A 24483-nucleotide genomic window follows, 5' to 3' on the forward strand; every position below is an offset into this window, starting at 1 on the left:
GACGCGGACAGGACGTGGGAGCAGGGAAATGGGTTCTGCAGATGGCAGGGCGCCGGAAAGTCTCGTCATGGATCTCAGCGCACTGGGTTCCGCTCCCCTGCCGCTCGTGGGCGGAAAGGCCCTGAACCTCGGCAAGCTCACGGCCGCCGGATTCCGCGTACCCCGTGGATTCTGCCTCACCACGGTTGCCTACCGAAAGGCGGCCCCGGCCGAACTGGACGCGCTGGCGGCCCGGCTGGACGCCGCGCGGCCCGGCCCTTCGAACGACGACGAAACAGACAACGGCGAACCAGGCGACGGCGAACCAGGCGACGGCGGCTCCCGCCCCGGCCAGCCAGGCCGCCCCGGGTTGGCCCGGCCCGGACCGGACCTGGGCGAACTGGCCCGGCAGGCGCGGGAAATGATCGTGACCGCGCCGATTCCCGCCGACGTCGATGCCGCCCTTCGCGGCGCGTATGCCGCGCTCGGCAGCCGGGCCACAGTGGCGGTCAGGTCCTCCGCCACCGCCGAGGACCTGCCCTTCGCCAGCTTCGCCGGCCAGCAGGATTCCTTCCTGAACATCTCCGGAGCCGACGCCGTGGTCGAGTCGGTCCGGCGCTGCTGGGCCTCACTCTGGACCGAACGGGCCGTGGCCTACCGCGCCGCCAACGGGATCAGCCACCGTGAGGTGGGGCTCGCCGTCGTCGTCCAGGACCTCATCACCGCCACCAGCGCCGGCGTGCTCTTCACCGCCAATCCCGTGACGGGCACCCGGACCGAAACGGTCATCGATGCGAGCGCGGGGCCCGGCCAGGCGGTGGTCTCCGGCAGCGTCAATCCGGACCATTTCGTCGTGGATACGGCCACGGGACGCATCCTCCTCCGTTCACCGAAGGGGACGGCAGTCCGGCGGCGGCCGAGCCTGGACGACGCCCGGATCAGCGAACTCACGGCCCTCGGCGATACCGTCCAGCGGCTGTTCGGTACACCCCAGGATGTGGAATGGGTGATCGACGCAGCGGGCAGGATCTGGGTGACCCAGTCGCGGCCCATCACCACGTTGTATCCGCTGCCGGAGCCTGCGGCCGCCGAACCGCTCGGCGCGGAGGCAGGGGCCGACGCCGACCCCCGCGTCTACCTGTGCGGCACCTTGCTCCAGGGCCTGACCAGGCCCCTGACCCCCATGGGGCTCTCCGTGCTGGGCTCAATGCGGAACCGCAACGGGCCGTGGCGGTACGTCAACCCGGGATTGCGGATGTATGTCGACGTGACGCCCATGGTGCGCAACAGGTACGGCCGCCGCTACCTGCTGCGGATGCTGCCGCTGGCGGACGGCAGGTCCGGCGCGGTTTTTCCGGCACTCCTGGATGACCCGCGGTTCGGCGTGCGCAAACGGCCGTCCCGGCGGGCACGGCACGGTGCAGCGGGCAGGCTGGCCCCCCGACAGGCGGGGACTGGCAGCGGCGCAGCGGGCAATAGCGCAGGGCGCGATCCCGGAACCATGGCCGGCCTGGGCCTGACGGTCCGGCTGCTTCCGTCCCTGGCGCGGGCCGCGGTGCGGCCGTCCGCCGAACTGCGCCGCGCCTTCGATTACGGAAATCGCCTTCAATCCGAGCTTGTCCTGCCGGAGCCGGCCACCACTTTTGGCCGGCTCGATCACGCCCAGCGCATCCTGGAGAACACCGTGGACGGGCTGATCTTGGCGACGCTGCCCGGACCGTCCGTTGGGTACCTCATGCTGGCCGGGGCGCGCAGGCTGCTGCGCGGCATCGCGGCACCGCGGGAACTCGAGGCCGTGTTGCGGGGTCTGCCCAACAATGTCACTACCGAGATGGACCTCGAACTCTGGCAACTGGCCGTCACCGTCGGCGCGCATGCCGCGTCCCGGGAGGTGTTCCTGGCCCACGGGCCAAGGGAACTGGCCGCCCTGTACCAGGCCGGCTCGCTGCCCGCGGTGGCGCAGACCGGCCTGCACGGGTTCCTGGACCGTTACGGCCACCGCGCCGTGGCGGAGATCGACCTTGGCATGCCGCGGTGGTCGGAGAAGCCGGACCATATCCTCGGGATGATCTCGAACTACCTCCACGTGGAGGACCCCGAGCAGGCGCCCGACCGGCAGTTTGCGCGCGCGGAGGAACATGCCGAGGCCAGGATCCGCAGCCTGGTGGAACGAACCGGGGCGCGCAGCCGGATCCGGGCGCGGCTGGTGGAGTTCTGCCTGCGCCGGACCCGCCAGTTGTCCGGACTGCGCGAACTGCCCAAGTTCTACATCGTCCTCGCCCTCGCGGAGATGCACCGCCAGCTCAACGCGATCGGCATCGAGCTGGCCCGGTCCGGTGCGATCGCCGCCGCGGACGATGTGTATTTCCTGGAATTCGACGAGGTCCGGGTGGGTTTGCGGGGTGCCGACCTCAAGGGCATCGTCGCGGGCCGCCACCGGATCTACGACGTCGAACTGCGCCGGCGCCGGATTCCCCGGCTCCTGCTCTCCGACGGCACGGACGTGGAGGCGGCCGTGATGGCCAAGTCCCCCGCTTCCGGCGCCCTCGCCGGGACACCGGCGTCGGCCGGCACCGCCACCGGAACGGTCCGGGTCATCCTGGATCCGGTGGGCGCGCACCTTGAGCCCGGGGAAATCCTTGTGGCACCCTCCACCGACCCCGGCTGGACGCCGCTGTTCATGACGGCCGGCGCCCTAGTGATGGAAATGGGCGGGGTGATCTCGCACGGCGCCGTGGTGGCCCGCGAATACGGCATCCCGGCGGTGGTGGGCGTGCCGGACGCGACCACCCGTTTGCGGACCGGTGAGACCGTGACCGTGGACGGATCGGCCGGAACGGTGCGGCAGGTGGATTCCCCGCTCTCCCCTGCGACGGCCGCCGGCAGCCTGGCTGGCTGAGCGTGAACCTCCGGACCGGCCGGCGCCGGGCCTTCGAATTGCAGCGGGACCTCCGCCACGCCGCCGGCAGGGGGCTATGTTAGTTAGATGGCGTCTGCCGGCAGTAACGCACAGGGCGGCCCGGTTCCCGAGGGCTTTGGTTCGGGGCTGGTGGACGATGCCGCCCGCCGGGACGCCGCGTTGCCCGACTTCGACTGGGCCGTCCTTCCGGCAGGCGTGATGCGCGGTGAGTTCGAGGCACCGAGCGGGACCTTGGCGACGATCGCTGCCGGAGATCCCGGGAAGCCGCGCGTCCTGCTAGTCCCGGGCGCGACCGGCTCCAAGGAAGACTTCATCCTCATGCTGCCCGAGCTCGCCGCGGCCGGATACTTCGTCCTCAGCTGCGACATCGCCGGGCAGTACGAATCCGCCCAGGCCGGGCCCGAAAACCTCGTTCCGCCCCGGAATTGCTACGACTACGAGCTGTTCCGCGACGATCTCCTGGCCATGCTGGACACCGATCAAGGCGCGGTGCACGTCGTGGGGTATTCCTTCGCGGCGGTGGTTGCCCAGCTGGCGTTCGTCCAGCGGCCAGAAAAGTTCCGCAGTCTGACCCTCATCAGCTGCCCGCCGGAGCCGGGGCAGAGCCTCCGCTACGTGCGCCTGGCTGGCTGGGTCAGCTGTTGGGTCACCTCCAGGGTCGGCACCGCATTAATGATTTGGGGCATCCGCAGCAATATTGCCCGGGTGGCGCCGCAGCGGCTGCGGTTCGTCAGGAGCCGGTTCGCGTTCACGCGCCGCGCCTCGGTGGTCGACATCATCGGCCTTATGAAGCACACCCCGGATCTGCGGCGGGTGCTGGCGGCCGCGACGCTGCCAAAGCTTGTCGCAGTCGGCGAACACGACCTCTGGCCGCTGGCGTTGCACCGGAGCTTCGCGAAGTCGATCGGTGCGCGGATTTCGGTCTACCGCGCGGGCCACAGCCCGTCCGAGACCTCGCCGTACCAGATCAGCCGGGACCTGATTGCGCTCTTCGACGCCACCGTCTCGGCCTGACGAAAGCGGCCGGCCGGGACGAAGACCCCCGTCAGACCCTTGCACCGCGGCCCGTCGCACCGTACGTTGGGGACAGCGGACGAATGTCTCCGCAGCCGTTGGCCTTATGGCCGCCGGAGATCAGCAGCATTTCAGAAGGATAAAGGCATGGCTACAGGCACAGTTAAATGGTTCAACGCCGAAAAGGGTTTTGGCTTCATTGCCCCGGATGACGGGTCGGCCGACGTTTTCGCCCACTACTCGGCAATCGCTACCAGCGGCTACCGTTCGCTGGACGAGAACCAGAAGGTTGAATTCGACGTCACGCAGGGCCCGAAGGGCCCGCAGGCTGAGAACATCCGCCCGCTCTAAGTACTCCGGAAAAAGCCCCGGCCGCCTGGCCGGGACACTTTCCCCGAAGACCACAACGCCCCTCCGGAGGATTCCTCCGGAGGGGCGTTTGTGTTCGAGGCGCTTGTGTTCGAGGCACTTGTGGCCTTGCGCCTGCCGCCGGGCGCGGTCTCAGCCGACGTGGACCCATGGACGCCGGGTGACGTCCGGCTCGGCCTCCCGCAGCACTTCGCGCGTCACCGGGGCGATCTCGCCTTCGCCGAAAGCCAGGAACCGCAGGAGGTTGGTGAACGGGTTTCCCTCCGTCCAGCGGAAGTAGATGTGCGGCATCAGCCCGGTGACGTCGCGGATGTGCAGCAGCACGGAGGCGATCGTGTTCGGAACAACTGGCCCGTGGACCTCCAGGATCTGGTACCCGTGCCGGCTGACCCCGCGGACCTCGAGCGCGGTCTCAAAGTCGGAGGAGTCGTCCACCACCACTTCGAGGAACAGTGCCTGGGAGTCCAGCGGGAGGTGGCTGACCTCGATCGCGGACGTGAGCTTGTCCAGGTACGCCTGGGCAGTGAGACGCAGCGGCTCGTGGGCGATGATCGCGATGGGGCCGGATTCATTGGCGGCCAGGAATTCCAGGGCCGGGGTGTCCATCCGCACATGCGTGGCATGGAGCTCGAAGGAGCGCCGGATGCGCGAGAGCAGGGAGATCACGATGATCCCGATGATAAAGAACGCGGCGATCCGGATGCCTTCGGGCCGCTCGAAGATGTTCGCCACCGTGGTGTAGATGAACACGACGGCGATGATGCCGAAGCCGATGCTGCGCATACGCTGCTGGTGGCTGCGCGCGGACAGCGTCACGGCAATCGCCGCCGACGTCATCAAGACCAGGACGCCGGTGGCGTAGGCGCCGCCCTGGGCGTCGACGTCGGCGTCGAACAGCCAGGTGATCAGGAACCCGACCAGCGTGAACACCAGGACCAGTGGCCTGACCGCGCGGGCCCACTCCGGAGCCATGCCGTACCGGGGCAGGTAGCGCGGTACGAGGTTCAGCAGCCCGGCCATGGCGGAAGCGCCGGCAAACCACAGGATGGCAATGGTGCTCAGGTCATAGACGGTGCCGAATCCGTTTCCCAGGTATTCGTGCGCGAGATAGGCCAGGGCACGCCCGTTCGCCTGCCCGCCCGGCTGGAACTCCTGCGCCGGGATCAGCACCACCGTGGTGAAGCTTGTGGTGACGAGGAACGCGCTCATGATGAGGGCCGCCGTCGTCAGCAGCCGGCGTGCACCCTTGATCCGGCCCTCAGGGTTCTCCTCGGTGTCCTTGACGTGGCCGCGGATCTGCGGCATCACGGCGACGCCGGTCTCGAAGCCGGACAGGCCCAGGGCCAGCTTGGGGAAGACGAGCAGCGCGATGCCCACCACCATCAGCGGGCTCCCGTGCTGGGTGGTCAGGGCCAGCCACCAGTTGTCGACCGCCACCGGGTGCTGCAGGACCTCGATGATCGTTGTGATGACCACGACGACGTTCAGCCCGAGGTAAATGCCCACCAGGACGACGGCGACGCCGATCGCCTCCTTGAAGCCGCGCAGGAACACGGCAGCGAGCAGGGCCAGGAAGACCAGCGTGACCGCGACGTTCTGGCCTTGGATCCAGTCGGGGGCGAACGGGTTCTCGATCGCGTGCGCTGTTGCGTCCGCAGCGGAGAGCGTCATGGTGATCATGAAGTCGGTGGCGGCGAAACCCAGCAGCACCAGGACGAGCAGTTTCCCGCCCCACCGCGGCAGCAGCCGCTCCAGCATGGCGATGGACCCTTCGCCGCGCGGACTTTCGCCGGCCACCCGGCGGTACACCGGCAGTGCGCCCAGCAAGGTCACGGCGACCAGGACCAGCGTGGCCAGCGGCGAAATCACGCCGGCCGCGAGCGCGGCGATGGCGGGCTGGTAGCCCAGCGTGGAGAAGTAGTCCACGCCAGTCAGGCACATGACCTGCCACCATGTGTGTTTCTTCAGGTGGCTGTCGCTCACGGCCCCGGGCCCCTGGTGGATTCCCTTGGCGTCCTGGAGGCCGAACAGCAGCCAGTTCTTGAAGTGCTCCCCGGCGTCGGGCCGCGGCGCCGAAGGGTCTGCCGGTGGCCGGCTGAGGGTAGTCATGTAGTCCTTTCCAGGCGACGCATCGCGCCGCTTCCGTCCGCGAGAGTACCAGCGTCCGCAGCCGTGGCGGCCCTTCGGCGAACAATCCTGACGGTTCCCTAACGCCCACGGCGAGCCGCCACATTAAGAGAACGCAAATTTATGGCCTGCCGGCATACGGAAAGCATTAAGGACCGACCCGAGGGGCGTCGCCGGTGATGTTATGAAGCAGGAGGACGCTGCAGCCACGGTGGCCGCAATCCGATCCCCAGCAGGAGCCAAACAGCATGAACACCACGTCCCGGCCGGCGCAGGACACGCCCGACCTTCCGGCGGGTGCCGGTATTGTCCGGGATTTCGTCGCCATCGATGACAGCGGGGACTTTACGTATCACCGGTCGGAACAGGATCTGCTGACGGCGTTTGAGTACGTCGGGGAAGCCGCGTGCATCATCGACCGTAACGGCTGCGCCTACCGTCTGGCCCTGGATCCGAACCGTCACCTGATCCTCGGGCCCTCCCGCGGCCAAGTGGAATTCCATTGGCTCCGCCACGCATGGCTGGACGCACAAGGCGCGCATCCCGAGGGGCATCGGCTCCGCCGCTTCTGCCCCGCCACCAGGGACGAAGTGGTCTCGGACCTGTTCGAAATCCTTGCCCTGGAACGCGGGACAGCCCCGGCCGGGGGCGCCTGGTCTCTCAACATCGACGGCCTTGCGTCGCACCAGTCCGGCATCGAGGACATCGACGTCCAGCTCCGGCGCCAAGACGTGCTGGCGCATGCCCACGTGACAGACCCGTTCGGACACCTCTACCGGCCCGCACGGCACCGCAGGCACTGGTATCTGCCGGCTGCCGCCGGTTTCATCCTCTACATCGAAATCCCCGCCCCCGCCGCAGCCCGCTGAGACCGGTGCCGCCGCCGGCGGGCCGGTGTTAAAGATCCGTCAAGATCGGCCCCGGGGCGGGAGCCGCTCCCGGCTCCGGTGTTATCGTCGGCAGTAAACACGATGGTGGGCATCGCGCGGAGAGGCATAGATGACCACGATGAGCAGGCCGCCTTCGGATCCCTCAGAGGCACGGCCGGGAGCCGGGGACAACTTCAGGAAATGGCTGCTGTTCGGCCTCCAGGACGCCAAGGGTATCCATCAGGGGCCCGGGGCCGTGAGCGACAGCCACCTGAAGAAGCACTCGTGGTGGCAGGTCATGTGCCTGACCGGCGTCGATTACTTCTCCACGCTGGGCTACCAGCCGGCCATTGCGGCCCTGGCCGCGGGCGTGATTTCGCCGCTGGCCACGCTGGTCCTGGTTGCCGTGACCTTGTTCGGCGCACTGCCGGTATACCGCCGGGTGGCCGGCGAAAGCCACCGCGGCGAGGGATCCATCGCCATGCTGGAGCGGCTGATGCCGCGTTGGGGCGGGAAACTGCTCGTCCTGGTGTTGCTGGGTTTCGCCGCCACCGACTTCATGATCACCATGACGCTTTCTGCCGCGGACGCGACCGCGCACGCGCTCGAGAACCCGTTCGCCCCCGCCTGGATGCAGGGCCAGAACGTCGCGGTCACGCTGTTCCTGTTGGCTCTGCTCGCCGCCGTGTTCCTGCGCGGTTTCAAGGAGGCCATCGGCGTCGCCGTCGTCCTGGTGGGCATTTACCTGGGCCTGAACGTCGTCGTGGTAGTCACGACAATATTCGAAACATTGACCCACCCAGTTGCCGTGGACGACTGGTGGCTGGCCCTGACCACCCAGCACGGGAGCCCGCTGATGGTGGTGGGCATCGCGCTGCTCGTCTTCCCCAAGCTGGCCCTGGGCCTGTCCGGCTTCGAGACCGGCGTGGCCGTGATGCCGCAGATCCAGGGACGCCCCGGTGACACGGAAGAGAAACCGGCAGGCCGAATCGACGGTGCCCGCCGGCTGCTGACAACTGCCGCCGTCATCATGAGTGCCTTCCTGATCACGACCAGCTTCACCACGGTGGTCCTGATCCCAGCGCAGGACTTCGAACCCGGCGGCCCGGCGAACGGCCGCGCCCTGGCCTACCTCGCGCACGAATACCTGGGAAACGGATTCGGCACCGTCTACGATCTGAGCACCATCGCCATCCTGTGGTTCGCCGGCGCCTCCGCCATGGCCGGGCTGCTGAACCTCGTACCGCGCTACCTGCCCCGGTACGGCATGGCCCCCGGGTGGGCAAGGGCCGTGCGCCCGCTGGTCCTGGTGTTCACCCTGGTGGGGTTCCTGATCACCTGGCTGTTCGACGCCGACGTCGACGCCCAGGGCGGCGCTTACGCCACAGGCGTCCTGGTCCTGATGACCTCCGCCGCGGTGGCGGTGGCACTGTCCGCCCGGCGCGGGAAACAGCGCAAACGCACTATCGGGTTTGGCGTCATCGCCGTCGTGTTCATCTACACCACGGTGGCCAACATCATCGAACGGCCCGAAGGCATCCGGATCGCCGCGTTCTTCATCGGGGGCATCATTGTGATCTCCCTGCTTTCCCGCATCCGGCGCTCCTTCGAACTCCACGCGACCCATGTCCACATGGACCGGAAGGCATTGGAGTTCATGTCCGCCAACCTGGAAGGTCCGATCGCCATCATCGCCCACGAGCCGTTGCGGCTGAGCCCTGAAGCGTACCTGGACAAGCTCACGTCCGCGATCGAGGTCAGCCACCTCCCCGTGGACTACCAGGCGCTGTTCCTCGAAGTCGTCGTGGACGACTCCTCGGACTTCGAGACCGCGCTCGAGGTCAACGGGGTCACCCGGCACGGTTACCAGATCCTGGAGGTCCACGGGCCAGTTGTGCCGAACACGATCGCTTCCGTACTGCTGCACATCCGCGACGTCACCGGGCTGATGCCGCACATCTACTTCCGCTGGACCGAAGGCAACCCGGTCACCAACCTGCTGCGCTTCCTGGCCTTCGGCGAAGGTGAAATCGCCCCGGTCACGCGCGAAGTGCTCCGCGAAGCCGAACCGGACGTCACCAAACGGCCCTGGGTCCACGTCGGCTAATGGCCGCGGGACGGCGCGCTTTCCGCGCCCGTTAAGACTGCGTCAAGATCGGCCGTCCGGGCGTTAAGAAACCATCAGGAACCGGTTATTTCGCTCTTGGCAGGGATTGACTTTCAGTAGCCCCGCAAACGGGGCGCGGATGAAAGGAACCTGCAATGGCCGACCTGGCTGTTATCGGAATCCTCATGGTGTCCATGGGGTTCGTCATGTGGATCGGCCACGTCCTGGCCGGAATGGTCGGCAGTGCCGATGACCGGCCGGAGAGCGGCAAGTGAGCGCCGACGCGATCATGTGGCTCGTTCTGTTGCTGGCCGGGTTGTGCCTCTTCGGCTACCTGCTGGCCGTCCTGATCCACCCGGAAAAGTGGTGAGCGGATCATGACGTTCAACGCTGCATCCTTTGCTGCCCAGGTGGCGGCCCTCCTCATCGTTCTGGCGGCCGTGCACAAGCCCCTGGGCATCTACCTGGCCCGGGTTTTCGAGGGCAAAACGTCATCCCGGCCCGAGCGCCTCTTCTACCGGCTGGCCGGGGTCGACGCCGACACCGAGCAGACCTGGCCCGTCTACCTGCGCAGCGTCCTGGCGTTCTCGGCCGTGTCCATTCTGGCCGTGTTCGGCCTCCAGCGGCTGCAGGGCGTCCTGCCGGGCAGCGGATCCCTGCCCGGCGTGGATCCTTGGGTGGCCATGAACACGGCCATTTCGTTCGTGACCAACACGAACTGGCAGACCTATGTACCGGAGACCACGGTAGGCATCTTTGTGCAGATGGCCCTGCTTGCGGTGCAGAACTTCCTTTCTGCCGCCGTCGGGATCGTCGTCGTTATCGCCCTGATCCGAGGCATCGCCCGGACCCGCACCGACCGGCTGGGCAACTTCTGGGTGGACCTGGCCCGGACCTCGTTCCGGGTCCTGTTGCCGATCGCGTTCGTCGCGGCTGTGGTGATGGTCCTCGGCGGTGTGGTGCAGAACTTCTGGCCTACGGACGTCGTCAACCAGGCGTCCGGGGTCAGCCAGACCATTCCCGGCGGTCCCGTCGCCTCCCAGGAAGCCATCAAGATCCTGGGAACCAACGGCGGCGGCTACTTCAATGCCAACTCGGCCCACCCGTTCGAAAACCCCAACGCCTTCATCAGTCTTTTTGAGGTGTTCCTGATCCTGCTCATCCCCTCGGCGTTGCCTTACGCCTACGGCCGGATGGTGGGCGACCAGAAGCAGGGCTATACGGTGGTCGCCGTGATGGGCACCCTGTGGCTGGCTTCGATTTCGCTGATGGGTTGGGCCGTGGCTGCCGGACAGGGAACGGCGACAGCGGCCGCCGGCGGATTGGGCGAGGGGTTTGAACAGCGCTTCGGCCCCGTGCCAAGCGCGATCTTCGCTACCTCCACCACTCTGACCTCCACCGGCGCCGTCAACGTCGCCCACGATTCGCTGCCGCCGCTGGCCGGCGGAATAGCCATGGTGAACATGATGCTCGGCGAGGTCGCCCCCGGCGGAACCGGCTCGGGGCTCTACGGCCTGCTCATCCTGTCCATCATTTCCGTCTTCATCGCCGGGCTGATGGTCGGGCGCACCCCGGAGTATCTAGGCAAGAAGATCGGCCCGACGGAAATGAAGCTCGCCGCCATGTACATCCTGGTCACCCCGACCCTGGTGCTGGCCCTGTCCGGAATCACCGTCCTGCTGCCGGACATCATGGCCAACGCGCCAGCAACCGGTCCCCACCAGTTCAGCGAAGTGCTCTACGCCTTCACGTCCGGGGCCAACAACAACGGCTCCGCGTTTGGTGGCATCACCACCTCCGGCCCCTTCATGTCGGTCATGATGGGCCTGGGCATGCTGCTGGGCCGGCTCCTCCCGATTGTCCTGGTGCTGGCCCTGGCCGGCTCCCTCGCCCGTCAGGGCAAGGTTCCCGCCTCCGCCGGCACCGTCCCCACCCACGGCCCACTGTTCGGCTCGCTGCTGCTCGGCGTGACAGTGATCATGACCGCCCTGAGCTACTTCCCGGCCCTTGCCCTCGGACCCCTCGCAGAAGGACTCCTCAAATGACCCGGTCTCACACGGCATTAGCCACGGACACCGACGCCCAGACCTACGCCGACGGCAACCCCCTCGGCACCCCCGGCGAACACAAGCACCACACCAAGGCCCCGGCAAAACTCACGTTCGCGTCCGTCCTCGCGGCCCTGCCGCTCGCGGTCCGCAAACTCTCCCCGCGGCAGATGATCCATTCCCCGGTCATGTTCACCGTGCTGGTGGGGGCTGGCCTGTGCACGGCGATCTCCCTGTACCGGCCGTCGGTGTTCGGCATCGCGGTCACAGCCTGGCTGTGGCTCACCGTCCTCTTTGGCACGCTGTCCGAATCCATCGCCGAGGGCCGGGGCAAAGCCCAGGCCGACAGCCTCCGCGCCAGCCGCAAAGGCGTCCAGGCCCGGCTCCGCCAGCCCAACGGCACCACCCGGGACGTGCCCGGCACGGAGCTGCGTCTCAATGATGTGGTGATCTGCGAGGCCGGGGACGTCATCCCCTCGGACGGCGAAATCATCGAAGGCCTGGCGAGCGTCGACGAATCGACCATCACCGGCGAATCAGCCCCGGTGATCCGCGAATCCGGCGGTGACCGGTCCTCCGTCACCGGCGGCACGAGGGTCCTCTCGGACCGGATTGTCATCCGCATCACGGCCGAGCCTGGACAGACGTTCATCGACCGGATGATCAAGCTGGTGGAGGGCGCCGTGCGGCAGAAGACTCCCAACGAAATCGCGCTGCACGTCCTGCTGGTGTCCCTGACCATCGTGTTCCTGGCCGTGACGATGTCTCTGGCACCGTTCGCCGCCCTGGCCGGCGCCACGCCGTCTCCGATCGTGCTTGTCGCCCTGCTGGTCTGCCTGATCCCCACCACCATCGGCGCCCTTGTCCCGGCGATCGGCATCGCCGGCATGGACCGCCTGGTCCAGCACAATGTGCTGGCGACCTCCGGCCGTGCCGTGGAGACCGCCGGGGACATCACCACACTGTTGTTGGACAAGACCGGAACCATTACCTACGGCAACCGCCGCGCCGTCAATTTCTTCCCCGCCAGCCATGTGGAGCGGACCCGGATGATCGAAGCGGCCCGGGTCTGCAGTCTGGCCGATGAAACCCCCGAGGGACGCTCTATCCTGGACCTCGCCGCGGACAAGGGCGTGACCGGGTCCGATCTGGCCACACTTGAACGCTCCTCCGGCAATTTTGCCGTGGTCCCCTTCAGCGCCAGCACCCGCATGAGCGGCCTGGACCTTGACGGCCGGCAGATCCGCAAAGGCGCTGCCACCACGGTGGCGGCATTCGTTGCCGACTTCGGCGGGCACACCCCGGCGGAGGTCGACCACCGGGTACAGGAAATCTCGGCCCAGGGCGGCACCCCCCTGCTGGTCGCCCAGGTGGACAAGGAGGGCCGGGCGGACATCCTGGGAACCATCCACCTCGCCGACGTCGTCAAACCCGGCATGCACGCCCGCTTCGCCGAACTGCGGCAAATGGGCATCCGGACCGTCATGATCACCGGCGACAACCCCATCACCGCCAAGGCCATCGCCGCCGAGGCCGGCGTCGATGACTTCCTGGCCGAAGCAACCCCGGAGGACAAGCTCGCGGTCATCAAAAAGGAACAGGCCGCAGGCCGGCTCGTGGCCATGACCGGTGACGGCACCAACGACGCCCCGGCCCTGGCCGCGGCGGACGTCGGCGTCGCCATGAACTCCGGAACCCCGGCCGCGAAGGACGCCGCGAACATGGTCGACCTCGACTCCGACCCCACCAAACTCATCAACATCGTCGGCATCGGCAAGCAGCTGCTCATCACCCGCGGCGCCCTGACCACCTTCTCTGTCGCCAACGACGTCGCCAAGTACTTCGCGATCGTCCCGGCCCTCTTCACCGCAGCCTTCCCCGGGCTCGGACTGCTGAACATCATGGGCCTGGCCACCCCGGCCTCAGCCATCCTGTCCGCAGTGATCTTCAACGCCCTCATCATCATCGCCCTGGTGCCGCTGGCTCTGCGCGGGGTCAAATACCGTGCCGTCTCCGCCAACCAGGCGCTGGCGCGGAACCTGCTGGTCTACGGGCTCGGCGGCCTGATCGCACCCTTCATCGGCATCAAAATCATCGACCTCATGATTTCCCTCATCCCCGGAATCGGCTAGGAACACCCCCATGAACGCACTCACCGGCTACCTCCGCCAGGCCGGCACCGCACTGCGGTTCCTGCTCTTTGCCACACTGGCCCTCGGCGTCGCCTACCCGCTGGCCGTTTTCGGCATCGCACAGCTCATCGCGCCATATCAGGCGAACGGCTCCATCATCAAGGACGCCGCCGGCGACCCGGCCGCGTCTGCCTTGATCGCCCAGTCATCCGCTAACGACGCCGGCGCCCAGGACCCGCGCTGGTTTCACCCCCGGCCCTCGGCCGTGAAGTGGGACCCGGCGTCGTCCTCGGCCACCAACTTCGGGCCCAACGATCCGAAACTGCTCGAGGCCGTCGCCGCGAACCGGGCCGCCGTCGCCGCCGCTGAAGGCGTGGATGCGGCAGCGGTGCCGGCCGACGCGGTGACGGCCAGCGGTTCCGGACTGGACCCGGACATTTCACCCGAGTACGCCAAACTGCAGCTTGCGCGGGTGGCAGCAGCGAACGGCTTCAGCACCGACGCCGTTGCCTCCCTGGTGGAGCAGCACACCAGCGGTGGGTTAGTCGCGTTTCTCGGCCAGCCGTCGGTCAACGTGACTGCCCTCAACCTCGCCGTGGCGGCGGCCGCGCTGCCGTCGCAGCCGGCACAATCCAAGTGAGAGAATGACGGCATGGCACGTGGAACGCTGCGGATCTTCCTGGGCGCCGCGCCGGGTGTGGGCAAGACCTACGAGATGCTCGAGGAGGCCCACCGGCTCGGCAAGCGCGGCGAGGACGTCGTCGTCGCGTTCGCCATGGACCACGGCCGCAGCGAGACAGGGGCGCTGCTGGAGGGACTCGAAGTCATTCCACCCCGGAAGCTGCCCTACCGGGACACGGAGTTCGAGGAGATGGACCTCGACGCTGTCCTGGCCCGGGCGCCAGGGACCGCGATCGTGGACGAATACGCCCACTCCAACATCCCCGGCAGCCGCAATCCCAAGCGCTGGCAGGACGTCGATGCGCTTCTGGATGCCGGCATCAACGTGCTCTCCACCGTCAACGTCCAGCATCTGGCGTCCCTGGGCGACGTTGTCAGCGCCATCACCGATGTCCACCAGGCGGAGACGGTGCCGGACGCCGTCGTCCGGAAGGCGGACCAGATCCACCTCGTGGACATCTCCCCCGAGGTGCTCCGCCAGCGCCTGGGCGACGGCAAGATCTACGCTGCCGACAAGATCGACGCCGCCCTCTCGAACTATTTCCGCCTGGGCAACCTCACGGCATTGCGTGAACTGGCTTTGCTGTGGCTCGCCGACCGGGTGGACGAGGGCCTGGCCAAGTACCGGGCCGAACAGGGCATCGACGAAAGCTGGCCGGCCCGGGAACGCATCGTGGTCGGGCTGACCGGCAGCCCCGAAGGAGAAGTCCTGATCCGCCGCGGGGCCAGGATCCTCAACCGCGTCAGCGGTGGGGACCTGCTGGCGGTCCACGTCCGGTCCGCCGATGGCCTCGCCGAGGAGTCGCCCCAGGCGCTGGAAGCCCAGCGCCGCCTGATCCTGGACCTGGGCGGCAGCTACCACATCGTGACCGGCGAGGATCCGGCTGCCGCGCTCCTGGACTTCGCCCGCAGCGTCAACGCCACCCAGATCGTCGTCGGCATCTCGCGGCACAAAAAGCTCGCCGGCCTGGTCGGAAATCTGCTCGGCGGCGGGGTCGGCACCCGGGTGGTCCGCGATTCCGGCGACATCGACGTCCACATGGTCTCCCATCCGCTCGGCGGCCGGGGAACCCGCCCGCCACGGCAGCGGGACCTTGGCCGCATCCGGGTGGCCGCCGGGTTCGGTCTTGCTGTGCTGCTCCCGGTGGTCCTGCAACTCCTGCTGTCGCTCTTGAATCCGGAACAGAATGTGGCTGCGGCCATGCTGGTCCAGCTCACCGGCTCGGTGGCGGTGGCGTTGATCGGCGGGTTGTGGCCGGCCATCCTGGCCGCACTGTGGAGCAGCCTCCTGGTGAACTACTTTTCGACCCCGCCGCTGGGCAACCTCACCATCAGCGATCCCCAGAATTTCCTGGCGCTGCTGGTGTTTGTAGGCGTCTCGGCCGCCGTCGCCCTTGTGGTCGACCTATCGGCCGGCCGCTCCAAGGAGGCCGCGCGGGCCCGCGCCGAAGCCACGACGCTCGGTGACCTGACGCGCAGTGCCGCCGGCTCGGAGGACACGGTCCAGGCATTGCTGGAACAAGCCCTGAGCGTCTTCCAGGTCCGTGGTGCTGCTGTTTTCAGCCTGGGCTACGGCCTCGCGGACGGCGACAGCGGAGCCAGCCCGGACCGGCAGTGGCGTCTCCAGGCCGCCGTAGGTGAAATTCCTGCCCTGTCCGCTGACGGGACCGGAAGCGATGCCGCCGGCGACAACGTCGAAGAAATCGACGCCTCCACGCGCCTGGTGCTGTTCGGACGGATTCTGCCCGCAAGCGACCGGCGCCTTCTGGGGGCGTTCGGGGTTCATCTGGCAGCGCAGCTGGAACGACAGCAGCTGGTGGCGAGCCGGCGGGAGATGCTGCGCCTGGCCGAGAGCAACACGATGCGCACCTCCATCCTCCGGGCCGTTTCCCACGACCTGCGCACGCCCCTGGCCGGGATCAAGCTGGCTGTCGGCGGACTTCGGCACGACGACGTCCATTTCACCAAGGAAGAGGAGAAGGAGCTGCTGGCTACGATAGAGGAGTGTTCGGACAGGTTGGACGCGCTGGTCGGCAATCTGCTGGACATGTCCCGGATCACGTCGGATGCCGTCAATCCCCTGCTCAAACCCGTGCGCTGGTATGAGGTCATCCCGGGTTCCCTGAGCGCCGTCCCCGCGGGGAGGGTGCGGGTGGACCTGCCTCCAAACATGCCGGAGATTGAAGCCGACCCTGGAATGCTGGAGCGGGTGATTGCGAACATCGTCGAGAACGCCGTGAAATATGCCCCCGACTCGGACATCGTCCTGGTCGGGGCGGCCGGCGGGCTGAGCCCGGCGACTCTCGGGGGGCGTCCTGCCGGCGAGCTGCGGATCATCGATCACGGCCGGGGAATCCCTGCGGAGAGTGTCCTGGAAATGTTCCGGCCATTCCAGCGGCTCGACGACGCCCCGCAGGCCACTGGGATCGGGCTCGGGCTTGCGGTAGCGAAAGGGTTCACGGACGCCATGGGTGGGAGCCTGACCGCGGAAGCTACACCGGGAGGAGGGCTGACGATGATTATCCGGCTGCCGTTGTCGACGGGGACCCCGTATGACGGGCACCGGGCCCAGGCCCCGTTCGAGCCCCGCTCGCTGGTGGCGCGCCGTGGTCATGCGCTGCCCGTCACGTCCGGACCGGACGCAGCATGACGGCGGTCCTCGTCGTCGACGACGACCCGCATCTGCTCAGGGCCCTCCGGATCACGCTCCAGGCCAACGGCTACGCCGTCACCACCGCCGTCGACGGGACCTCAGCACTGCTGGCGGCCACTCAGAACCCGCTCTCACTCATCATTCTGGACCTCGGCCTGCCTGACATTGACGGGACCAGCGTCCTCAAGGAGCTGCGCGGCTTCAGCAGCGTGCCGGTTCTGGTGCTGTCCGCCCGGCACGGCTCCGAGGACAAAGTTGAGGCGCTCGACGCCGGCGCGGATGACTACATCACCAAACCGTTCGGCCTGGACGAGCTCCTGGCCCGGCTGCGGGCCCTGCTGCGCCGCAGCGTCGAACCGGAGCACGAATCAGTGGTCAGGACCGATGCCTTCACCGTGGACCTTGCCAAGCACCGGGTGACCAGGGACCACGAGGACGTCCGGCTGACCCCCACGGAATGGAAGATTCTGGAGGTTCTGGTCCGCAATCCGGAAAAGCTCATCACCCAGCAGCAGCTGCTCTCCAGGGTCTGGGGTCCGGCCTACGCCAAGGAGACCAACTACCTCCGGGTTTACATGGCGCAGCTGCGGCGCAAGCTGGAGCCGGATACCGCCAGCCCGCGCCACCTGCTCACCGAGGCCGGCATCGGCTACAGGTTCATGCCCTGAGTCCCGCTGACACGCTGGCGGTCGATGACACTGACGTTTCCCTCCAGGCAACCCGGCCATGGATACTGGGGCAATGACTAATCGCAGCCCGCTCAACAGGGACGATGCCGGTCCGTCGCCACTGCCTGAGATCCCGGCGCAGCTGCGGGCCGTCCTGAACGGAATCCCGGCACTCGTGGGCTATTGGGACACGGGACTCCGCAACCGCCTGGCCAACGACGCCTACTGCGAGTGGTTTGGTTTCGCACCCCAGCAGCTTCACGGCATGCATGTCCGGGACGTGCTCGGCGAGACCGTCCTGGAGGCCAACCTGCCGCACATCGAGGGAGCGCTCGCCGGGAAGCGGCAGCAGTTCGACCGGACCCTGGTGGATGCCGCGGGCCAGTCCCGCTTCACCGAGGTGACCTACACCCCCGATACCCAGGACGGCGCGGTGCAGGGCTTCTTCGTCCTGGTCACGGACATCACCGAGCGTGTCCTGGCCGACCGGCGCCGGCAACGGGACATGGACCGGTACCGCGCCCTGGCGCGGAGCGTCCCCGGCGTCTTTGTCCTCCTCTTCGACGCCGAGCTGCGCTACCTGATCGCCGAAGGCCAGGAGCTGGAGACCTTCGGCTACCGCAGGGAAGAGCTCGAAGGCCAGCGCATCCAGGACGTGCTCAAGGGCAATCTCGCCAGCGAGCTCGAGCCGCGCTACCTCGCTGCCCTCGCCGGCCGCGAGGTCTCCTGGAGCCGGCAGATCGGCCACCGCACCTACCGGCTGAACGCCGGGCCGGTCTACTCCGACGACGAGGCCGCGGCCGGCATGGTGGTGGCGGTTGATATCACCGAGCGCCTGCAGCAACAAAAAGTTTGGGAGGCTTTGCACGAGATAGCCACCGAAGTTGCCCGCAACGCGGCCCCCGCAGCCATCTCTGAGCGGGTCGCCGCGATTGTCCGCGACCTGTTCAACGTCGATTCCGCCGCCGTCGTCCGTTTCACGGGCGCATCCTCGGCGGAAATCGTCGCCATGGCGCCGACGCTGCCGCCGACGCTGAGCCGGCGGCAGATCTTCGCCCCGACGGACGAGTCGGCCACTGTCCGGGTGGCCGTGACCGGCAAGCCGGCCCTGGTTCGCTACCGGGCGGAAGGTGGACAGGCAGCGGAGCAGATGCGCGCCGGCGGCTTCCAGTCTGCGGCGGCGGCGCCGATCCGGGTCCGCGGCAGCCTGTGGGGCGCCGTGAGCCTGACGTCGAAGTCGCGCACCGGGGTCACGGAGGCGATGATGGAGCGGCTGGCCCAGTTCGCGGAGCTCGTCGAGATCGCCATCGGCAACACGGAGGCCCGGACCGACCTCGAACAGCAGGCCACTACCGATGCCCTCAGTGGCTTGCCCAACCGGCGGGCCTTGGAACGGCACCTCGCCGAGCATGTTGCGCAGTCCCGGACCCGCGGGACAAGCCTGAGTGCCGTCGTCCTGGATATCGACCACTTCAAGAGGGTCAACGACACTCACGGCCACCTGACGGGCGACGTGGTCCTGGCGGAGGTCGCGGCCAGGCTCCGGGCGGTCGCCCGCGCCGAGGAGATCGTGGCCCGATTCGGCGGCGAGGAGTTCGTGTGGCTGCTCCCGGAGACGGACGGTGCCGAGGCCCTGCGCGCCGCCGAACGCGCCCGCAAGGCCATCGCGTCCGAACCGTTCGGGGAGGTTGGTTTCCTGACGATCTCCGCCGGAGTCTGCGAGCAAAGCGACGCCGCGGCCGGCTCGCTCCTGGACTGCGCGGACCGGGCCCTGTACGAGGCCAAGAACGGCGGCCGCAACCGCACGTCCCGCTACGGCCACGCCAGCCCGGCGGTTCAGCCTGCCCCGGCCGGGCCGGCACGGAACAGCCCGGCACAGAACGGGCCGGCACAGAACGGGCAGGCGCGGGACGGCGCTGACACACTCGGAGCCTAGATCCCGCGGGGAGCCTAGACGAAAGCGGACTTTCCCGTCACGGCCCGCGCCACGATCAGTGAATTGATTTCGTAGCTGCCCTCATAGGTATAGAGAATCTCGGCGTCGCCGAAGAGCTTGCCCATCTCATAGTCGCTGCTGATGCCGTTGCCGCCCATGAGGGACCGTCCCATCGCCACCGAGGCACGCGCCAGCCGCGTGGTGGTCGCTTTGGCCATGGCGGCCTGGACCATCTCGAGCTTGCCCTCTTCCTGGATGCGCGCCAGCTGGGCCATCAGGGCCAGGGAGGCGGTCGCGTTGCCCAGGATCTCGGCGAGCTGCTGCTGGATGAGCTGAAAGCGGGCCAGTTCCTTGCCGAACTGGCGGCGCTTCAGCGAATAGGCGCGCGCGACGTCGAACGCGGCCAGCTGGATGCCGGCACCCTGCCAGCCCACCCAGGCCCGCGAATCGCGCAGGAGCTCGTTGGCCTTGGAGAAGCTGGTGGCGCCGGGCAGCAGGTTGGCCGCCGGGATCCGGACCTCGTCGAGGACGATGTCCGCGTTCTGCATGATGCGCAGGCCGATCTTGTTGGCGATCTTGGTTGCGGTGTAGCCCGGACGGTCCGTCTCCACGATGAAGCCCTTGATGTGCTGGTCAGCGACGTCCCGGGCCCACACGAGGGCGAAGTCCGCGATGGTGCCGGCGCCGATCCAACGCTTGGCGCCGTTGAGGACCCACTCGTCGCCGTCCAGCCGCGCGGTGGTTTCCAGGCCGCCGGCGATGTCCGAGCCGTGGTCCGGCTCCGTCAGGGCGAACGCCCCGAGCTGGGTGAACGCGGTGAGGCCAGGGAGCCAGCGCGCCTTCTGTTCCTCCGAGCCGAGCTCGTCGATCATGCCGACGATCAGCTCGTTGTGGATCCCGACGAGCGCGGAGAGGGACACGTCGGCGCGCGCCACCTCGACATACATGAGCCCCTTGAAGAGCTTGGACGTGCCGTCCGTCTGCAGCCCGCCCAAACCGTATTTGCCGAGTTCGGCGAGCAGCCCGAAGGGAAACTCCTCGCGGTTCCAGTAGTCGATTGATGCGGCCCGGATCCGGGACTGCAGGAATTCCCGGACCTCCTGGTAGCGGAGCTGTTCGTCCGGCGGCAGCAGATCCACGATGTACATGAGGTCGGCGTCGGGAAACGGCGGCTCCGCCGCGGCTTCGGATGCGGCGACGGCTGTGTTTTCCGCTGTATTTGATTCGGCTCTGTTTTCCGCTCTATTTGATTCGGCTGGCGCCGACGGTCCGCTGGCACGTCCTTGTGGCTGCACGGGCACGTATCCCTTCGTCATGCAACGCCTGCAGAGCAGCGCCGCCCTTCCAAACCCTTGGATGTCCTAGTATATTGCACAGTGACGGGGATCACTAGGCAGGCACCGTGCCGGGCCGGTGGATCCCAGGCAACGGCGCCGTGCCACCGACCGCCCGGAACGGCAGCGCCCGAGGACTTCGAAAGGTGCACCATGACCGTGACTGAGGAATTCCGGGCCGCAAGGGACCGGCTGCTGGCCCTGCGCGGGGACTACGACGGCGCCCGCAACGAATTCCAGTGGCCCCGCTTCGAGGAGTTCAACTTCGCCCTGGACTGGTTCGACCAGCTCGCCGCGGACCCGGCCAAGGCGGATAAGCCTGCGCTGGTGATCGTTGAACAGGACGGGTCCGCGACCCGGCGCAGCTTCGCTGACCTCTCCCGGCGCTCGTCCCAGGTGGCTAACTGGCTGCGCGGGGCAGGTGTGCGGCGCGGGGACCGGATGATCATCATGCTCGGCAACCAGGTTGAGCTCTGGGAACTGATGCTGGCCGGCATCAAGCTGGGGACCGTCATGATTCCCACCACCACGCTGATGGGACCGGCCGACCTCCAGGACCGGGTGGAACGCGGCGGTGCGGCCTGGGCCGCCGTCGGCAGTGCCAACATCGCGAAGTTCGCCGACGTCGCCGGCCAGTACAGGCTGATTGAGGTCGGCGCCAGCGCCCGGGACCCCGCCGCCGCCCAGGCCAATGCCCTGCAGTACTACGGCGCGGATGCTGCCGCGGCCGGTACGGATTTCACCCCCGACGCCCCCACCCTGGCCGACGAGACGCTCCTGCTGTACTTCACCTCGGGCACCACGTCCAAGGCCAAACTCGTCGAACACACGCACACGTCCTACCCGGTGGGACACCTGTCCACGATGTTCTGGATCGGCATGGAACCGGGCGACGTGCACCTCAACGTGGCCTCTCCGGGCTGGGCCAAGCACGCCTGGTCCAATGTGTTCACCCCCTGGATCGCCGAGGCGTGTGTGTTCATCTACAACTACGAACGCTTCGACGCCAGGGCGCTCATGGAGCAGATGGACCGCGAATCCGTGACCAGCTTCTGCGCCCCGCCCACGGTCTGGCGGATGCTGATCCAGGCCGATCTCACACTGCTCAAGAATCCGCCCACCAAGGTGGTATCCGCCGGCGAACCGCTCAACGCCGAAGTGATCGACCAGGTCCACCGCGCCTGGGGGCAAACCATCCGGGACGGCTTCGGCCAGACCGAATCGACCGTGCAGATCGCGAACACCCCGGGCCAGCCGATCAAGATCGGCGCCATGGGCAAGCCGCTGCCTGGCTACGACGTCGTGCTTGTGGACCCCGCCACGGGTGAGGAGGCTGACGACGGCGAGCTCTGCCTGCGCCTCGACCCCCGCCCCGTGGGGCTCATGAAGGCGTACTACGGCGACCCGGACAAGACGGCGGAGGCTTTCCGTGACGGCTACTACCACACGGGGGACATGGCGAGCCGGGACGAGCGCGGCATCATCACGTATGTGGGCCGCGGCGACGACGTCTTCAAGTCCTCCGACTACCGGCTGTCCCCGTTCGAACTGGAGAGCGTGCTGATTGAGCACCCGGCAGTGGCGGAGGCCGCCGTCGTCCCCTCCCCTGACCCGCTCAAGCTGTCAGTGCCGAAGGCCTTTGTGGTCCTGGCGGCCGGGCACCAGCCGGGCCCCGAGCTGGCCGAAGACATCCTGCGGTACTGCCGGGAGCACCTGGCGCCGTTCAAAAGGATCCGCCGGCTGGAGTTTGCCGAGCTCCCCAAGACGATCTCCGGCAAGATCCGGCGCGTGGAGCTGCGGCACAGCGAGGAAGTGCGCCACGGCGGCGGGCCCGTCCCGGAAGGCCTCGGCGTCGAGTACTCCGACTCCGATTTCCCCGGGCTCAAGGGTCAGGGCTGAACATGGGAACACCGCTGCCGCGAGATCCGATTGCCGACGCCCGGCTGAACTGGGAGCGCCACGGCTGGTCCGACGTCGCCGCCCCGATGGCCGCCATCACCGCCATCATGCGGACCCAGCAGATCCTGCTCGGCCGGATCGAGACGGTGCTCAAGCCGTTCGGGCTCACCTTTGCCCGGTACGAGCTGCTCGCGTTGCTCAGCTTCGCCCGCAGCGGGGCGCTGCCCATGAACAAGGCGAGCGCGCTGCTGCAGGTCCACCCCACCTCAGTCACCAATGCCGTGGACCGGCTCCAGGAGGCCGGGCTGGTGATCCGCTCGCCGCACCCCACAGACGGCCGCACCACCCTGATCGAACTCACCCCGGAAGGCCGCACCCTGGCCAAACGGGCGACGGCGGTGCTGAACTCCGAGGTCTTTGGCCAGTCCGGCTTCGCGGACCAGGACGTGGACCAGCTGATCCGGATCCTGGGCACGTTCCGCCGGAACGCCGGTGATTTCAGCGGCTGAGACCCGGGCGCCGGGCACCGGGTGAAGCCCGGTGGCCGCGGCTAAGATCATGAAGTGAAAAAACAATCCTGCGGTGTCTGCGGTTCGAGCGTGTACTTTGAAAATTCGGTCTGCCTGCACTGCGGAACTAACTTGGCATACCTGCGGAACGCCCGCGCCATAGTCGCAACAGGCAGTCAGGGACAGTACACCGATGAGTCGGGAGCCGCTTGGCACCGGTGCGCTAATTTTTTGCTTTCCGGTTGCACTTGGCTTGCCCCGGAGGGCGGCAGTCAATGCTTCAGCTGTGAGCTCACGCGGACTCGCCCGAACGACAGCGACGCCAAAGGCCTATCGCAGTTCATTGCGGCTGAGCGGGCCAAGCGTCATCTCATTGCTGAGCTCGATGGGCTGGGCCTGCCGATCATCACGCGCACAGAAGACCCCGACGGGGGACTTGCTTTCGACCTGTTGTCCAGTGTCAAGGAAAATGTGGTGATCGGTCATGCTGACGGTGTGATCACCATCAATCTGGCCGAAAGCGACGATGCCTATCGGGAACGAATGCGTACCCAACTCGATGAACCATACCGGACGATGCTCGGGCATTTCCGGCATGAAGTGGGGCATTATTTTGAGACGGTGCTGGTATTCAGCGATGACGGACGAACGCGCGAGGCGCGTAATCTCTTTGGCGACGACACCAAGGACTACCAGGCAGAGATAGACCGCCACTACAGCGAAGGCGCCCCGGCGGACTGGAATGAACGGTTCATCTCAAAGTACGCAACCATGCACCCCTACGAGGACTTTGCGGAGTCGTTCGCCCATTACCTCCACATCTGCGACACCCTCGACACCGCCCGGGAATTCGGACTCATCCCAGGCACTCCCCGGGGGACCTCTTTCCAGGAAATTGTGGAAACCGAATGGCTGCCGCTCTCCCTTGCCCTGAACCAGGTCAACCGCAGCATGGGGAAAGATGATCTTTACCCCTTCGTCCTTTCCGCCGCAGTTATCGACAAGCTTGAGTTCGTCCACGGGCTGCGAACCTCAGCGACGGCCGCCGGCTAAGAAGCGCCCCTCTGACCCCGCCCGCTGACAAGAAGGGCGTCCCGGCAGACAGCACGAAGAAAACAGTCTCCGACCCTTCGCTTCTTGGCGTTCGGCCCTCAGGGACGATGGCCCGCGAAGCCGGGCAGGAGCTATTTTGTGCGGGATCGGACCGGAGTATCGTGGTTCCGGCAGGACGGTTCCGT

The 24483-nt window shown here is 67.4% G+C and carries 17 protein-coding genes; 15 read left to right on the plus strand and 2 right to left on the minus strand.

The window, feature by feature from the left end:
* Positions 1-67: 67 nt before the first annotated feature.
* The 3 genes from AC1DHX_RS00120 to AC1DHX_RS00130 all read left to right on the plus strand — a co-directional run bounded on the left by AC1DHX_RS00120 (position 68) and on the right by AC1DHX_RS00130 (position 4264).
* A complete protein-coding gene (locus AC1DHX_RS00120; RefSeq protein ID WP_476859423.1) occupies positions 68-2878 on the plus strand; it encodes a PEP/pyruvate-binding domain-containing protein in 2811 nt (936 codons plus the stop codon).
* Positions 2879-2965: 87 nt separating this feature from the next.
* On the plus strand, positions 2966-3913 hold the full coding sequence (locus AC1DHX_RS00125) for an alpha/beta fold hydrolase (RefSeq protein WP_476859424.1): 948 nt from the start codon (positions 2966-2968) through the stop codon (positions 3911-3913).
* Positions 3914-4060: 147 nt separating this feature from the next.
* Positions 4061-4264, plus strand: a complete 204-nt coding sequence (locus tag AC1DHX_RS00130; RefSeq protein ID WP_009357211.1) for a cold-shock protein — start codon at positions 4061-4063, stop codon at positions 4262-4264.
* 150 nt (positions 4265-4414) lie between these two features.
* Here the strand turns inward: AC1DHX_RS00130 and AC1DHX_RS00135 are convergent, their stop codons facing one another.
* Positions 4415-6391 (minus strand): APC family permease, encoded by a 1977-nt coding sequence (locus AC1DHX_RS00135; RefSeq protein WP_476859425.1) that lies wholly within the window; start codon positions 6389-6391, stop codon positions 4415-4417.
* A 266-nt stretch (positions 6392-6657) separates the two neighbouring features.
* Between AC1DHX_RS00135 and AC1DHX_RS00140 the strand changes: the two genes are divergently transcribed.
* The 9 genes from AC1DHX_RS00140 (at position 6658) to AC1DHX_RS00180 (ending at position 19503) form a co-directional block, all read left to right on the plus strand.
* On the plus strand, positions 6658-7278 hold the full coding sequence (locus tag AC1DHX_RS00140) for a hypothetical protein (protein WP_476859426.1): 621 nt from the start codon (positions 6658-6660) through the stop codon (positions 7276-7278).
* Between the two features lie 130 nt (positions 7279-7408).
* Entirely contained in the window at positions 7409-9385 is a 1977-nt protein-coding gene (locus AC1DHX_RS00145; RefSeq protein WP_476859427.1) for an APC family permease, read from the plus strand.
* A gap of 271 nt (positions 9386-9656) precedes the next feature.
* Positions 9657-9755: a potassium-transporting ATPase subunit F gene (locus AC1DHX_RS00150; protein ID WP_344361134.1), complete on the plus strand. Its 99-nt coding sequence runs from the start codon at positions 9657-9659 to the stop codon at positions 9753-9755.
* A 7-nt stretch (positions 9756-9762) separates the two neighbouring features.
* Positions 9763-11430 (plus strand): potassium-transporting ATPase subunit KdpA, encoded by a 1668-nt coding sequence (kdpA, locus tag AC1DHX_RS00155; protein ID WP_476859428.1) that lies wholly within the window; start codon positions 9763-9765, stop codon positions 11428-11430.
* Entirely contained in the window at positions 11427-13565 is a 2139-nt protein-coding gene (gene kdpB / locus AC1DHX_RS00160; RefSeq protein WP_476859429.1) for a potassium-transporting ATPase subunit KdpB, read from the plus strand. The genes kdpA and kdpB overlap by 4 nt, the downstream gene beginning before the upstream one ends.
* Positions 13566-13575: 10 nt before the next feature.
* Positions 13576-14205, plus strand: a complete 630-nt coding sequence (kdpC, locus tag AC1DHX_RS00165; protein WP_476859430.1) for a K(+)-transporting ATPase subunit C — start codon at positions 13576-13578, stop codon at positions 14203-14205.
* A gap of 12 nt (positions 14206-14217) precedes the next feature.
* The gene (locus tag AC1DHX_RS00170) at positions 14218-16896 is read left to right on the plus strand and encodes a DUF4118 domain-containing protein (protein WP_476859431.1); all 2679 of its coding nucleotides are present in this window, start codon (positions 14218-14220) and stop codon (positions 16894-16896) included.
* The gene (locus tag AC1DHX_RS00175) at positions 16893-17567 is read left to right on the plus strand and encodes a response regulator (protein ID WP_230008106.1); all 675 of its coding nucleotides are present in this window, start codon (positions 16893-16895) and stop codon (positions 17565-17567) included. The genes AC1DHX_RS00170 and AC1DHX_RS00175 overlap by 4 nt, the downstream gene beginning before the upstream one ends.
* Positions 17568-17640: 73 nt before the next feature.
* Positions 17641-19503, plus strand: a complete 1863-nt coding sequence (locus AC1DHX_RS00180) for a sensor domain-containing diguanylate cyclase (RefSeq protein WP_476859432.1) — start codon at positions 17641-17643, stop codon at positions 19501-19503.
* 14 nt (positions 19504-19517) lie between these two features.
* Here the strand turns inward: AC1DHX_RS00180 and AC1DHX_RS00185 are convergent, their stop codons facing one another.
* Entirely contained in the window at positions 19518-20651 is a 1134-nt protein-coding gene (locus tag AC1DHX_RS00185; RefSeq protein WP_243181414.1) for an acyl-CoA dehydrogenase family protein, read from the minus strand.
* Between the two features lie 339 nt (positions 20652-20990).
* Here AC1DHX_RS00185 and AC1DHX_RS00190 point away from each other — a divergent pair, with 339 nt between their 5' ends.
* From AC1DHX_RS00190 to AC1DHX_RS00200, 3 genes are read left to right on the plus strand one after another with little or no spacing between them, the layout of a single operon-like run.
* Positions 20991-22736: an AMP-binding protein gene (locus AC1DHX_RS00190; protein ID WP_476859433.1), complete on the plus strand. Its 1746-nt coding sequence runs from the start codon at positions 20991-20993 to the stop codon at positions 22734-22736.
* Positions 22737-22738: 2 nt separating this feature from the next.
* Positions 22739-23245 carry a MarR family winged helix-turn-helix transcriptional regulator gene (locus AC1DHX_RS00195; protein WP_223914576.1) on the plus strand — a complete coding sequence of 169 codons (507 nt, stop codon included), beginning with the start codon at positions 22739-22741 and terminating at the stop codon, positions 23243-23245.
* A gap of 54 nt (positions 23246-23299) precedes the next feature.
* Entirely contained in the window at positions 23300-24298 is a 999-nt protein-coding gene (locus AC1DHX_RS00200) for a zinc-binding metallopeptidase family protein (protein WP_476859434.1), read from the plus strand.
* The last annotated feature ends 185 nt before the right edge of the window (positions 24299-24483 follow it).

The organism is Arthrobacter sp. 05N33_2 (genome assembly GCF_056397425.1).

Excerpts from the sequence above, each read along its gene's own strand:
- AC1DHX_RS00185 (WP_243181414.1), bottom strand. The coding sequence starts at position 20,651 with ATGTACATCGTGGATCTGCTGCCGCCGGACGAACAGCTCCGCTACCAG.
- AC1DHX_RS00195 (WP_223914576.1), top strand. The coding sequence starts at position 22,739 with ATGGGAACACCGCTGCCGCGAGATCCGATTGCCGACGCCCGGCTGAAC.
- AC1DHX_RS00125 (WP_476859424.1), top strand. The coding sequence starts at position 2,966 with ATGGCGTCTGCCGGCAGTAACGCACAGGGCGGCCCGGTTCCCGAGGGC.
- AC1DHX_RS00130 (WP_009357211.1), top strand. The coding sequence starts at position 4,061 with ATGGCTACAGGCACAGTTAAATGGTTCAACGCCGAAAAGGGTTTTGGC.
- AC1DHX_RS00145 (WP_476859427.1), top strand. The coding sequence starts at position 7,409 with ATGACCACGATGAGCAGGCCGCCTTCGGATCCCTCAGAGGCACGGCCG.
- kdpA (WP_476859428.1), top strand. The coding sequence starts at position 9,763 with ATGACGTTCAACGCTGCATCCTTTGCTGCCCAGGTGGCGGCCCTCCTC.
- AC1DHX_RS00175 (WP_230008106.1), top strand. The coding sequence starts at position 16,893 with ATGACGGCGGTCCTCGTCGTCGACGACGACCCGCATCTGCTCAGGGCC.
- AC1DHX_RS00120 (WP_476859423.1), top strand. The coding sequence starts at position 68 with ATGGATCTCAGCGCACTGGGTTCCGCTCCCCTGCCGCTCGTGGGCGGA.
- AC1DHX_RS00135 (WP_476859425.1), bottom strand. The coding sequence starts at position 6,391 with ATGACTACCCTCAGCCGGCCACCGGCAGACCCTTCGGCGCCGCGGCCC.
- AC1DHX_RS00170 (WP_476859431.1), top strand. The coding sequence starts at position 14,218 with ATGGCACGTGGAACGCTGCGGATCTTCCTGGGCGCCGCGCCGGGTGTG.
- kdpC (WP_476859430.1), top strand. The coding sequence starts at position 13,576 with ATGAACGCACTCACCGGCTACCTCCGCCAGGCCGGCACCGCACTGCGG.
- AC1DHX_RS00140 (WP_476859426.1), top strand. The coding sequence starts at position 6,658 with ATGAACACCACGTCCCGGCCGGCGCAGGACACGCCCGACCTTCCGGCG.
- AC1DHX_RS00180 (WP_476859432.1), top strand. The coding sequence starts at position 17,641 with ATGACTAATCGCAGCCCGCTCAACAGGGACGATGCCGGTCCGTCGCCA.
- AC1DHX_RS00190 (WP_476859433.1), top strand. The coding sequence starts at position 20,991 with ATGACCGTGACTGAGGAATTCCGGGCCGCAAGGGACCGGCTGCTGGCC.
- kdpB (WP_476859429.1), top strand. The coding sequence starts at position 11,427 with ATGACCCGGTCTCACACGGCATTAGCCACGGACACCGACGCCCAGACC.